Consider the following 12647-nt stretch of genomic DNA (forward strand, 5'->3'; position numbering starts at 1 on the left):
TTTATCGTTTCTATTTGGTTCCTATGGATTCCACCGTTAAATCGCCAAGCCCGATCTGTTCAGCATGAACCGATCGAATGCCGACCCTCCCCTGCATGAAGGCCTGGGGATCGTCATACGTCAGGACAGGCTCTTCTCCATCCTCGACGAAGACGCGGATCGTCCCGTGAACTGCTTCGATGCGCAAGCTGACGGGCTTGTTCCGTTCCAGCTCAACTTTGATGCTTTGAAGCAGCTCGGAATCGTAATTATGTTTGTACAGTTCCAGTTTCGTGGCGGTGACCGCGAGGAAATATCCCATCAGCGAATCGCTCACTTGATCCCTGAAATCCGACTCATTTGTCACCCGGAAGAGTAAGCCCGCTTGACCGGACGGATCATCGCCCAGCGTTACGGTCGTCCGGATGCGGTAGTCGGACCAAAGGCGGCTGCCTCCATACATCTTGGCATCGGCATCGGCTGCTCCGGCATAACTTCCGGCGGTTTCGTTCCAACGGCCGTGAACATCCTCGGAACTTGCTTGTTCCAATAAACGTTCGATCTTGAATGCTTGATCATCGACCAGCTCGAATTCCATCGTTTTCCACTCCAGCTGCCCATTGTCCAATTGAATGGCGAGGCTATGTAATCCCTTTTCGAGCTTTAGGGATCCTACCCGAATTTTTACCCAGGGTTCGCTGCTGGCGTCATGGCTGCCGTCGATTTTAAAGCTTCCGGCTTTTTGATCGTCCACGAGCAGCTTAAAGGCTGCCGGCCCCGCGTCAGCCTTGACCGACAAGTCCAGCGCATAGGTGCCCGATTCCGAAACGTTTACTGCATAACGCAGCCAATCGCCTTTTTCCGTAAGCGCAGCCGAATAGCTGCCATCCTCCGCCTGCCGAATCGCCGTTCCGTCCGAATGACGCCATGCGCCGGTTTCCGACGGTTGACGAACCGCATACCCCCTGCCTTCGCCGCTAAGATAATGCACGGCTTCCATGCTGCCGGGAAGCGGCTTGGCCGTTTCGAAGTCACTGCTGCCGTCGGCTTGATTCGAGAATGCGGTATACGACAATCCCGGTACGCCGTTATCGTACCGATACCCGATACGGCCAGGTCCGAACGTTTCCGAAGATTCATCCAGCTTCACAACGCCGTCCAGGTAGACCCGAAGCCGCTCGTTCCCTCGTTCGATACGAATCGTGTGCAGTTTAGACCAATCCGTATCTTCCGGAAGCTCCGCGGTGGCGAGCACTTTACGGTTGCCATCCTCCATCCTGCCCAAGGATAGTCGGTTTAGTTCCGGTTCGATTTCGGCGAACCCGAAACGGTTGGCCTCCTCATAGGCAAACAATGCGGCGACCCGCGTCTTTGACGGCACCAAATTATATTCCGCCGTATAGATGCGATCCGTGCTCTCCTTGCTGATGATTCGAGCGCTTCCTTCCGATTTCTCCGACTCCCACCGGTTCTCATCGATGGCGTCTGCGTCCAGCCGATCGGCAAAGACCGGCCCTCTCGGGATAGGCTGATCGTAATTCGTAGGACCCAGAATCTCCATCTTGTCTCCGTTGAATACCAGCCGGTCGATGTTCATGCGCCGGACAGGCGGGCCTTCCTGAGATCTTCCCGTCAAGTTATGATAGACGAGATAATAGGAATCCAGATCGGGTCCCATCACCGTCGAGCTGTGGCCAAGCCCGTAAAAGTCCGGCTTAGTGCTGATGACGAGCGGATTGTTGGCCGGAATGTTGTACGGACCGAGCGGCGAGTCATGCGATACGGCATAATGAATACGGTAGCCTTTGCTGAATACATGATTCCCGGTATATGTCATGTAATAGGTACCGTTCCGCTTGATGATCATGGACCCTTCCGTCCAATGCCCCAGATAGGGCCCGGGAATCGTCTGACCGACGCCGAATTCGGCGGGTCCGTCCATCGGAACGCCGACAATGCCCGACGATCCAGCATGGGTAAACAGCCAGGAGCCGTCATCGTCGATAAACACCGAGCCGTCGATGCTCATCCCGACGTTCTCGGAGATTCTTTCGAACGGGCCTGTCGGCGATTCGCTTCGGAACACGTAATGTCCCCTTCCCGCCGGAGAAGTGTATAGATAGAACCACCCGTTCGAGTAAATCACTTCGGGGGCATAGGCCCCGGTCGATACGGGATCTTCCGTCACAAGCCCCGCATAGCTCCAATCGACCAGATTGTCCGACATCCAAGCCTTGATTCCCGTCCGATGATCCTTAGTGCTCACATATAGATAATAGCGGCCGTCATGCCGCAGCACATACGGATCCCCGTTGCCGTAATCCTCCCATTCTTCCTCCAACGACGGAAAGGGATTGGCATACATTTCATTGTATATTTCCATATCGACCGCCTCCGGTTTCGTGGTTGTATCGCATCCCGATAATGCCAATCCGGCCGCTAAACCTAACGCTCCGATACAACATGCGATTTTTGACAGGCGCGGCATTCTTATCGGCATGCGCCTCACCCCTTGATTCCGCTGATTGCCATCGATTCGATAAAGTATCTTTGGCAGAAAAAGAACACGATGATCACCGGCACCATGGAAATGATGGCTGCGGCCATGATCATCGGATAATCCGACTGGCCGATGTACATCGCCTGCATGGAAGCGATCAGCACTTGAATCGTTTGCTTCTCGGGCGTATGCAGGTAAATCAGCGGGCCGAGAAAATCGTTCCAGATGCCCATAAAGCCGAGAGCGGCTTGGGCAGCGAGCGCCGGCTTCATGATCGGCAGCGCGATTTTGAAGAAGATGCCCGGAAAGCTGCAGCCGTCGATCTTCGCCGCTTCGATCAATTCAGTCGGCATCGCGCTCTGCAAATATTGGCGTATGAAAAAGATGACGACGATGTTGCCGAACAGGCCGGGTACGATGAGCGGCAGCAAGGTGTCTACCCAATCCAGCCTGGAAAACCCGATATACTGCGGTATCATTACCACCGAATACGGAATCATCATCGTTCCGAGCAAGCCCATGAAGAGCATGCCTTTGTAAGGGAATTCGAATTTGCCGAATGCATAGGCCGACATTGCGGATACCAGCATTCCTATGGTCAGGACGATCACCACGATGATCAAGCTGTTCATGAATCCATGCAGCAAAGGCGACTCCAGCCAAACCTTCGCATAGTTGCCGAACGTGATCGGTTCTGGAATCCATTGCGGAGGAATTTCGAATACGTTTCGCCGATCCTTCAACGAAGTCGAGATGGTCCAGATGAACGGAGCGATCATAAAGATCGATCCGAAAAGCAGCAGCAGCAGCGACCAGAGGTCCGTCATTTTTTCCCGTTTCACAGATTTCCCCCCTAGTCTTGGTAAACCCAGCGATTGGAAAGCTTGAATTGTATAAGCGTGACAACAAAGATGAGAATGCCCAGCACCCAGGCAACCGCGCTTGCATAACCCATGTTAAAGTACTGGAACGCATGCTGGAAAATATAATAGACCACCGTGGCCCCGCTATATTCAGGCCCGCCGTCTACCGCCAGCACGTAAATTTGGCTGAACGACTGGAACGCCCCGATGATGCCCATGACCACGACGAAAAAATGAATAGGCGTGAGCAGCGGGATGGTAATCCGCGTCAGCTTGTGCCATGCGCCAGCGCCGTCGATTTCCGCGGCTTCATAATACGTCGAGGAGATGGATTGCAGTCCTGCAAGGTACAGCACCATGTTTCCGCCGATGCCGCTCCAAAGCCCGATCAGGATTAACGAAGGCTTCACCCACTCCGGCTTACCCAGCCAGTTAGGGCCGGCAATGCCGAAAGTTTCCCACAGAAAATTGTTGAGCAAGCCGTAATCCTGATTTAATATCCACTGCCACAACAGCGATACGGCGATGACCGGCGAAATGACCGGAAGATAATAGATCGTGCGCATGAACGAGATGCCGGCGAATTTACGGTTCATCAGGATGGCCAGCAGCATCGAGAGCACCATGCCGATCGGAATGCCGATCATTAAATAAATCGTATTGTACATCGATTTGTACACTTTCTCGTCGCCCATAAGATCCTTATAGTTTGCGAGTCCCGCCCACTGCGGATCGGATAGCATATCCCATTTGTGAAAGCTGATATATATGGAGAACAAGATCGGCACAAGGCCGAACAAAAGAAACCCGAGAACCGGCGGAGCGACGAACAGATACAACCATGCCAGTTCTCTTCTGCGATACCCGCCAAGCTTGGTACCCATATTCCATTCCACCTTCGCCAGTATTCGATTGATCAGGACGTCTTGATACGGCGGGAGGCGCCGATATCCATGGCTGGCGCCCCGCCTGCTTCATTATTTATTGCCTTTGTCGTACAGCTCCTGCATCTTCGGCTGGATTTGGGCCGTAAAGTCTTTGGCCGACATCTCGCCGTTCCATACTTTACTCGCGTTCTGATTGAACGTATCCATCCATTGCGTATCCTTGGAGAAAGCTATAACGTTTGGTCGTCCGTAATCTTGGATAATGTCCAGAAAGACTTGGCGCGTCTGCGGCCCTTTGTCCATTTCCTTAAATTCGCCTTCGGCCATGTTGATCAGGTTGGGAACCGCCTGGCCGAGCTGGTAGTTTTCGCGCTGGCCTTGCTCATCCAGCGATAAGAAGGCGGCCAAATCGAACGCTTCCTGCGGGTGCTTGGATTTTGCCGATACGGCAAATCCCATTGAGCCGAGCCAGGTCGCCGTTTGTCCCGTGTTCGGGCTTGCCGGCCATGCCGCAATATCCCAATCGAAAGGCAGCTCCCAAAATGCCGGCTGATCCCACGGACCCATCGCAAACATGCCTAGCTGGCCGTTAATGAAGCGCGTATACGCATTCATCGCTTGTTCGGCTTCCTGATTCGGGCTGACCTTATACTTCAAGTTCAGGTCGGCAACAAATTGCATCGCCTCATAGAATGCGGGCTCGTTGACCTTTACCGTGCCGGTGGCGTAATCGATGTATTCGCCGCCGTTGCCCCAAACCGCCGATTCCAGACTGTAAGCGCCTACACCATACTGTTCAGGCTTTCCGTCGCCGTTGTTGTCGACCGTCAGCTTCTGGGCAGCTTCCAGCATGTCGTCCCAGGTCCATTCTCCAGCCGTGGCGGATGGATACGGCACGCCCGCATCGTCAAACAAATCCTTGTTGTATACGAAAGCCCACGGACCTACGTCCTTCGGCAGGCCGTACAAATCGCCCGCCCCGACCTTACTGCCGTCAAAACGATAGCGGTCCATGGCCTGCTTCCATACGTTATCGGGATTAAACAATGACGTCTGATCCAGGTATGACTGGATGTTGAGAAGGGTGCCGGCTTCAGCGAAACGGTAAAACTCCGGACCGCCGACATAGAATACGTCCGGCACTTTGCCTGAACTGATCAGCGTTGTCATCTTCTGCGAGTATTCGCCCGGAGGCACCGAGGTGTATTTAACCGTGACGTGCGGATACTTCTCCTCAAAGGAAGCGATCAGCTTTTCGAAAATCTTTTTTTCGTTCGGATTGCCGTGGCCCATAAACTCAATCGTGACGGGTTCCTTCTGGTCCGTACCGGTGGACGCTTCCTGACCTGGCTTCGACGCGTCCGGGTTGCTTGAAGCAGTCCCTCCGTTTGATCCGTTGCTGCCCCCGCTGCAAGCGGATAGCGCAAACACCAGCAGCAGCATCACCATACCTGCAAATTTGCTTTTCGTTTTCATGCGATCCCCCTCTTCTTTAACAAATGATTTAGTTGTAAGCGCTTTACGGAATCATAATAACTTATATTATTATAATTTTATATACTATATTTATTATAAAATTAGTGGTTTTCAGTGGCTTCACGGACGAACCTTTCATTCGTTTACCAGCATGACCGGCACCATAATCCTTCTTGCCTCAAAGGCTCCTTCAATTTGCTCGATCAGCAGCTCTACGGTCAAGCGGCACATCTCCTCCTCGTTTTGGCGGATAAACGGCACGTGCGGCAGATCCGGCGGATCGAACGTAATCAGCTCCAGATCCTCCGGTACGCGCTTACGGGATGCAACCGCCGCTTTATATGCACTTCGGCATAGCTCCGTATTAGCTGTAACGATGCCGGTAATTTCGGGATTCTCGCCTAAAAACTCCCTGATTTTATCGACGGAGTTGCCCGAGGCGATCTCCTCTAACGGGATTAGGCACCATAAGCTTTTGTCGATCGACATTCCGCGTTCCAGAAACGCCTGTTCGAACCCTTGGGCTCTCTCATCCGTCACGGTATTCGTAATCTCCGGTGAGATGAACGCGATGGACGAATGGCCATTATTAATTAAATACTCTACGGCTTCCTTAGTACCGTTTATGTTGTCCGAGCTTACGCTGTACGTCTTGATTTCCTTCAGAAACCGGTCGATCAGGACAAAAGGGAAGCGGTCCAGCGACAGCCTTAAAATCGAATCGTTGTATGTCTCGTTTTCAACCGGAAAAATGATAATGCCGTCCACCCCCTGGTTCAAGAAGGACGAGATGACTTTGGACTCCTCGAGCTGGGATTCTCGCGTAATTCTCAGCATCAGCTCAAAGCCGGCGGCGGTCGCATATTTCTCGATGTTGTCCAAAAATCGCTGGTCCACTTTCGTTTTCATCGTGGGCAGTACGAGCCCGATCCGCCCGCTTCTGCCCGGACCTGCCGTCCATTCGCCTAACTGATCGAGCGCGGAGGCGTTCTCCGGCCTGCTCATCACGAAGGTTCCCTTGCCCTGGATCCGGACGAGCAAACCTTCCTCCATGAGTCCGACCAGCGCGTTTTTGCTTGTAATTTGACTGACGCGGTAACGTTCAGAAAGCTCCTTCTCGGAAGGGACCCGGTCCCCTTCCCGCAGCTTGCCGATGGCGATCAGCCGCTTGATGTCTTCCTGTATTTTTTTATATAGCGGCAACGATTTCAACGCGCATCACAACCTTTATATTGTAAATAGTATATTTAGTATATTATTATAATATAACTTTCGAAATGTAAATATAAAACTGTACAAACCCGTGATTTGCCTCAAAATATACGAAAAAAAACGGCTGAACGAAGTTCAGACCGTTTTCACGATGATATTTCTCCTGTGTATCAAGCCAGTATCCTGGATGAACGGATCATTCCGGCCAAATCCATTGGACCGGGACGACCTCCCTTCGAGGCTCGTGCTTACCGGCCAGCTGTTCCGACAGCAGATCGACGGCACGCCGGGATACTTCATCCGGTTGCTGCCGGATATAAGGAATGCCTTCAATATCCGGATCGTCAAAGGCGGCGAGCTGCGGTTTGCTCTCCGTCGCCGGCCAAATTTCCCGCATGGCGTAATGGGCATAGCGGGCCAGCTCCGCATTCACGCAAAAGACCGCGGTTACATCACTGCAGCCCTGCAGAAAACGAAGGACCTCCTGCGGTCCGTGTCCCTCCTGAATCGTAACCAAATCCAGCAAGCACCATAGCCTTTTGTCTATCGGCAAGCCCTGCTCCAGAAATGCGGCTTCGAAGCCTTTGGCTCTTTCGTCCGTAACCGAATTCGTAATCTCCGGAGACAGGAAGGCAATGCGCCTGTGCCCCGTCGCAAGCAAACCGGATATGGCTTCGCGTACGCCCTCGTAATTATCAGAGCTGACGCTATAGGTCCGGATCTCCTTCAAAAAACGGTCGACCAGCACCAGGGGGACCTGATCAAGCGACAAACGCAAAATGGCGTTATTGTAGCTTTCCTGCTCGACCGGAAATATCAAAAAGCCATCGACTCCCCGTTCCCGGAACTGCTCGATCGCCCGGGATTCTTCCTCCTGCGATTCGCGTGAGATACGGATCAACAGATCATATTCTCTTTCCGCGCAGTAGCGTTCCAGGCCGTCCAGCAGCTGCTGGTCGATCTTGGTTTTCATCGTTGGCAATATGATCGCAATCGTTTTTTTCATATCCGTCCGGGGCTGCGGTCCTTCCGAAGAGCCCTGCTCCCTAACAAAGGTGCCTTTTCCCCGGTAACGCACCAGAAAACCTTCCTCCACCAAACCGTTGAGCGCGTTTTTGGATGTGATCTGGCTTACGCCGTACCGCTGAGCCAGCTCCTTCTCCGACGGTACCAAGGCACCTGCCGGAAGCTCGCCGCTCTGAATACTGCGCCGTATATCGTTCTGTATTTGTTTATATAACGGATGCTCCATGTCATACCTCGCTTTTTACGACTGTCCAAACTGAAAAATAATATATATTTAGTATATCTTAATTTATACTAACTGCGATACAATCCAATTTAGAAAGCGCTTTCTAATCTGGATTGGAAGGATTGTTGCTTATGGAACGGAACAAACGCTTTTGGAAGAGACCGCTTGCCTTTATCGTGATGCTTGCGCTTGCTTTAACGTCATTTCCGTTGTCGCCGGCTCATGCGGCCTCATCCGGTATGGCATGGGCTTCGCAGAAGATTGCAGTCTATACGCCGCCTTCAGGCGGCGTATGGTATCCTCGGCTGCTCAAGCTAACGCCGAGCGAATGGCTCGTATCGTTTGACACCAACGCCGGTGGTGGGAACACGCGTATCGTAGTCTCCCGGACGCAGGACGGCGGCTACACTTGGAGCAATCCGGCTACGGCCGTCTCAAGGAGCGCTGGAAATGTTGGGAACGGACAGATGATGAGGCTGCCGAGCGGAGAAATTTGGTTAGCCTACCGTCATGTCGTGCAGAACGGCTCGACCTATGATATCCAGCTAAACGTCCGGCGGAGCGTCGACGGCGGGTATACTTGGAGCGATTTGCCGGGCGGCTTGATCGGAAGTTCAACCGCCTCCAGTTTTAAAGGTCTGTGGGAGCCGCATTTGGAAATGATTAACGGCACGATAGCCGTCCTTTATGCAGATGACAATCCGGCGACGGTAGGTACGACCGGGCGGCAAAATTTGTACATGAAAACGTGGAACGGAAGCGGCTGGGGCAGCCGAATTACGGTCAGCGACGGCGTTGCCGCGGGTTCTCGCGATGGCATGCCGGTCATCACGCGGATGCAAGACGGCCGCTATATGACCGTATTCGAAGCGTCCGACGTCGCAGGACACCCTTTTGTCATTAAATATAAAATATCCCCGGACGGCTTGAATTGGTCGGTTCCGCGCCAAACGCTGTACGTGCCGGTCGGCAACGGCAAAAAAGCCGGTGCTCCTTTTGTCGTAACACTTCCCGACGGCCGTCTGATGGCCGCATTCCAAACCGATGAGAGCAGCGCCAATACAGGGGATCCCTACACTTCGATGTTTACCATGATCAGTTCCGACAACGGTGCGACATGGCAGTACAAAACCAACGTTTTTCCGGTATCCGATACGAAGTCTTCCAATTGGAACTCCCTGATGACCGTCGATTCGACCCGCGTCGCAGCCGTGACGAGCGCGACTGATCCGGTTAGCGGAATCTATCTGCGCTTTGGCTATACCGTTACTCCTTCGCAGACGAATCTCGTTAACAATCCCGGCTTTGAAACGGCGAACGTAGCTGGCTGGACCACGTACGGCGACGATTACCCGAACCGCATCCTGATTCACGGAGCCAATGACGGCGTCGGGCTTCCCGCGGCGGAAGGCTCTTACTTTGTTGGACTTGCGGGCACGAGCGGGCCTGCAACCGCCTACGTCGGCCAGACCATTACCGGTCTCGATAACGGTACGTATACGATGAGGGCCCGCATGCGTAGCAGCGGAGGCCAGAACAGCTGCGTCATGGAAGTGAAGGACTATGGCGGCGGGATGCGCCAAACGGGCTGCCCGGTCACGACGGCGTGGACGCCTGTCACGATCTCGAATATCCAAGTGACGGCGGGCAAGGCAACGATCGGGTTTTACGTGTCGAACTCCTCCTCTTCCCAATGGGCAGATATCGATCAGGTTGAGTTTTTTCGGAACTGAATGAGGTCAGCTCTCTGCCGAATCCCATCCGGGTCAAACAAACATTGGCAAACTGTCGTAAAGGGACACGCCAGCTAATAAATCCATGAAAGCGAATAATGAAAACTAAAAAGCCGCTCTTAGCGGCTTTTTAGTTTTCTCTTTTCCCAGTCAGTCTGACAATCATGATGGTTCCCGCATTTCACGCCCTTCTTACATCTCCTCTAATGTTGCCTCCGCCACAAGAAACGTGGTCCCGTCGTATTCATAGCGCAGCCGGACCTCTGCCGGAAAGTTGCCCGGCGATACCTGGATTGGCACCGAAGCATAGAGGGTGTTTTCTTCCACGGAATACCTGACAATGCTGCCAAGTGCGGGCTGGTCCAGCCAAAAACCGGCGTCCTCCTCTTTGTATTCAAAGCTGCGGGTTACGCCGCTCAACGTAAGTTGAAATATCCTTTTCCCGTCTTCCGCCGTCATATGGTAGCTTAGTCTGGATTGTGACGCAAGGACCGGGTCGGCTGCCATCACTTCGATGAGATCGTCGGTAAGAAGTTTCAATGCGGATTCGCGCATCCCTGTTCCGTAACCGGTTGTCAAAACGATTGCCAGTATATCCTTCTCCTTCCCGCTGCTGCCTGGGGACAGTATCGCGGTTTCCGGATAATAGGATTCGTTACTCACGCTGCTCCAATCTGCAAAGGTTCGTTCCGTGTCGCCATATTGAACATTGATCGAACGAATGGTTCCTGCCTCTTTGAACAGAGTACCCGTAATCTTCAGATCCAAGGCTGCATCTTCCTTTAAAGTAACGGTTGTTCCTTGATCGTCTCCAGCCTCGAAATCGTCCCGTGGTGTTCCCGTTTCGTCAGTGCTTATTAGTTGGATTTGCGAGATTCGGCGGGTATCATTACGAATCTTAACATCTATCGTTTCCTCATATACCATAGGGATCGAATCCCGGAGCAGCAGACGGAGCTTGTATACCGTTTGTTCAGCATCTGTCGTAATCTCGTTTACGTATATTTCATAAACCCAGGGACTGGACACATCATAGCGTTCAAGCGGCCATTTCACCTCGGGATGCTCCCAGATGTCCGGCGTCGGGCCGCCCCAGATGCCGATCTCCCGTTTCAAAAGCGCTGTCGCCAGCGCCACGATCGTACGGTCGCTCTCCTGCGAGACTTCTCGATCCGCAAGGTTCCACCAGTCGAAACCGCCTCCGGACCCGGATACGAAGCTGGATTGAAACGTCCCACCCTTGGATACAGCCGGACTTGGGCTTACCGGATTACCGTTAGGCACGGCCTGGTAACCGAACCAGATTCCAACCCCGAACAAGAGCAGCACTACGGGAACAAAGGCACCGATAGTTCGGATCCAGTCCCTGCGGAATCGTTTCTTTTCAACAACCTGAAGACGTTCCTCCACGGCCTCCATCATGTCAATCCGGAAACGCTGGTTCTTAAATGGCGGATCAGCCAGCCTTCGATTCCAATCCGGTCTCCAATCATTCATCCTCGATCGCTCCTTTCCATGCGGCGGCCACCTTCTGTTTGGCCCTGTAAATTCTGGACTTTACCGTGCCTGGCGAAAGGCCTGTAATGGCGGATATTTCATCTATGGATAGCTGATGATGCAGACTAAGCACGAGCGGATCTCGAAATTTAGCTGGCAGCTTCAGTACCTGCTTCCACAATTCATCGGCCTCTGCCCGTTCCAAATATTCCGCTTCGGCTGATGGCGAAATTGGAGTCCGCATGGCCCCCTTCTGCCCGGTGCCGGGAGATTGCTCGCCCATCAGCACCACTCTGCGCAGGAACGCTCGCTTCAGATAGGAAAGCGCGGTGTTGCGCGTGATTTTCAAAAGCCAGGTCTTGACGGAAGCCTCCCCCCGAAAGGAAGCAAAATGTTGATAGGCTTTAATAAACACATCCTGCGCGACATCATCCGCCGTGTGCGTGTTTCTAGTTATGGCGAAAGCATAGTTCCAGACGTCCTCCCCGTAGGATTCCATAAGCATCCGAATGTCCGAAGTTTTCAGCTCCGCGGAATGCTGCATCTGCATTTCCTTCAAAGCAGTTCTCCCCCCTCACCAAAACAGACTCCGTACGGTCGATGAAAGTTCCCGAAATTATATAAATTTGCATAGGTTCATACATATTGGTGCATTGTAGTAATGCAGCTTTTTACAATGGATATATCATCACATGGAGGGATCATTTTGGCAAAGAGCAAACAACAACAGGAAGCACATGGGATCGGACAAGTCGAGCAGCAGCTCAATCATCAAATGGAGGCTGCCGAAGAAATTCAAGGAACGTCGAATTTGGACCGGGAAATCAAAAAAGCCGCTAACCGGCAGGCTGATCCATTGAATGACCTTTCGAAATAAGGAGAATTGTCATGAATAAACAAAGAGCGATTGAAATTTCGGAATCGGCCATTATGAAACATGTAACTTATCAGGATACCCCCATTTATATCCAGCATGTGAATGAGGATGAAACCGCTCGGGTCTATCCGATCGGCAACTCGGAGCAGGAAATGACCGTCCCTTTATCCAGTCTCACGGAGCATCCGTAAGATAGAAGACATACCCTCTATAGCCCCTTCAAACCTTCAATAAAAAAACCCATCCAGATTCAGCGGATGGGATTTTTTTATTGCTAAAACGAAATATGATTCACGCCTATTCCTCCCAGATGATTTGGGTAATGATGGTATTCGTTGTCGGGATCAGAGCGCCTGTATTCATAGGAACCT

11 protein-coding genes are annotated in these 12647 nt (G+C 52.5%); 3 read left to right on the forward strand and 8 right to left on the reverse strand.

What is annotated here, in order from left to right; translation table 11 throughout:
- Nucleotides 1-10: 10 nt before the first annotated feature.
- The 6 genes from MHH82_RS18080 to MHH82_RS18105 form a co-directional block, all read right to left on the reverse strand.
- A complete protein-coding gene (locus MHH82_RS18080; protein ID WP_340967155.1) occupies nucleotides 11-2479 on the reverse strand; it encodes a family 43 glycosylhydrolase in 2469 nt (822 codons plus the stop codon).
- A 5-nt stretch (nucleotides 2480-2484) separates the two neighbouring features.
- The gene (locus tag MHH82_RS18085) at nucleotides 2485-3321 is read right to left on the reverse strand and encodes a carbohydrate ABC transporter permease (RefSeq protein WP_015735774.1); all 837 of its coding nucleotides are present in this window, start codon (nucleotides 3319-3321) and stop codon (nucleotides 2485-2487) included.
- Between the two features lie 11 nt (nucleotides 3322-3332).
- A complete protein-coding gene (locus MHH82_RS18090) occupies nucleotides 3333-4226 on the reverse strand; it encodes a carbohydrate ABC transporter permease (RefSeq protein WP_015735775.1) in 894 nt (297 codons plus the stop codon).
- 93 nt (nucleotides 4227-4319) lie between these two features.
- Nucleotides 4320-5705, reverse strand: coding sequence for an ABC transporter substrate-binding protein (locus MHH82_RS18095; protein ID WP_340967158.1), 1386 nt, complete (start codon nucleotides 5703-5705; stop codon nucleotides 4320-4322).
- Nucleotides 5706-5840: 135 nt separating this feature from the next.
- A complete protein-coding gene (locus tag MHH82_RS18100; protein WP_340967160.1) occupies nucleotides 5841-6917 on the reverse strand; it encodes a GntR family transcriptional regulator in 1077 nt (358 codons plus the stop codon).
- A 196-nt stretch (nucleotides 6918-7113) separates the two neighbouring features.
- Nucleotides 7114-8169 carry a GntR family transcriptional regulator gene (locus MHH82_RS18105; RefSeq protein WP_015735778.1) on the reverse strand — a complete coding sequence of 352 codons (1056 nt, stop codon included), beginning with the start codon at nucleotides 8167-8169 and terminating at the stop codon, nucleotides 7114-7116.
- Between the two features lie 131 nt (nucleotides 8170-8300).
- Here MHH82_RS18105 and MHH82_RS18110 point away from each other — a divergent pair, with 131 nt between their 5' ends.
- Nucleotides 8301-9902, forward strand: a complete 1602-nt coding sequence (locus MHH82_RS18110; RefSeq protein ID WP_015735779.1) for a hypothetical protein — start codon at nucleotides 8301-8303, stop codon at nucleotides 9900-9902.
- A 192-nt stretch (nucleotides 9903-10094) separates the two neighbouring features.
- Here the strand turns inward: MHH82_RS18110 and MHH82_RS18115 are convergent, their stop codons facing one another.
- Nucleotides 10095-11399, reverse strand: a complete 1305-nt coding sequence (locus tag MHH82_RS18115; RefSeq protein WP_015735780.1) for a hypothetical protein — start codon at nucleotides 11397-11399, stop codon at nucleotides 10095-10097.
- Complete coding sequence (locus MHH82_RS18120; protein ID WP_036660795.1) at nucleotides 11392-11958, reverse strand: RNA polymerase sigma factor; 567 nt, start codon at nucleotides 11956-11958, stop codon at nucleotides 11392-11394. Before MHH82_RS18120 ends, MHH82_RS18115 begins: the two co-directional genes overlap by 8 nt.
- Nucleotides 11959-12105: 147 nt before the next feature.
- Between MHH82_RS18120 and MHH82_RS18125 the strand changes: the two genes are divergently transcribed.
- Complete coding sequence (locus tag MHH82_RS18125) at nucleotides 12106-12276, forward strand: hypothetical protein (RefSeq protein ID WP_015735782.1); 171 nt, start codon at nucleotides 12106-12108, stop codon at nucleotides 12274-12276.
- 11 nt (nucleotides 12277-12287) lie between these two features.
- Entirely contained in the window at nucleotides 12288-12467 is a 180-nt protein-coding gene (locus MHH82_RS18130; RefSeq protein ID WP_009592545.1) for an H-type small acid-soluble spore protein, read from the forward strand.
- Nucleotides 12468-12647: the final 180 nt, after the last annotated feature.

It is taken from the genome of Bacillus sp. FSL K6-6540 (genome assembly GCF_038007545.1).

Excerpts from the sequence above, each read along its gene's own strand:
- MHH82_RS18080 (WP_340967155.1), bottom strand. The coding sequence starts at position 2,479 with ATGCCGATAAGAATGCCGCGCCTGTCAAAAATCGCATGTTGTATCGGA.
- MHH82_RS18090 (WP_015735775.1), bottom strand. The coding sequence starts at position 4,226 with ATGGGTACCAAGCTTGGCGGGTATCGCAGAAGAGAACTGGCATGGTTG.
- MHH82_RS18095 (WP_340967158.1), bottom strand. The coding sequence starts at position 5,705 with ATGAAAACGAAAAGCAAATTTGCAGGTATGGTGATGCTGCTGCTGGTG.
- MHH82_RS18105 (WP_015735778.1), bottom strand. The coding sequence starts at position 8,169 with ATGGAGCATCCGTTATATAAACAAATACAGAACGATATACGGCGCAGT.
- MHH82_RS18110 (WP_015735779.1), top strand. The coding sequence starts at position 8,301 with ATGGAACGGAACAAACGCTTTTGGAAGAGACCGCTTGCCTTTATCGTG.
- MHH82_RS18115 (WP_015735780.1), bottom strand. The coding sequence starts at position 11,399 with ATGAATGATTGGAGACCGGATTGGAATCGAAGGCTGGCTGATCCGCCA.
- MHH82_RS18130 (WP_009592545.1), top strand. The coding sequence starts at position 12,288 with ATGAATAAACAAAGAGCGATTGAAATTTCGGAATCGGCCATTATGAAA.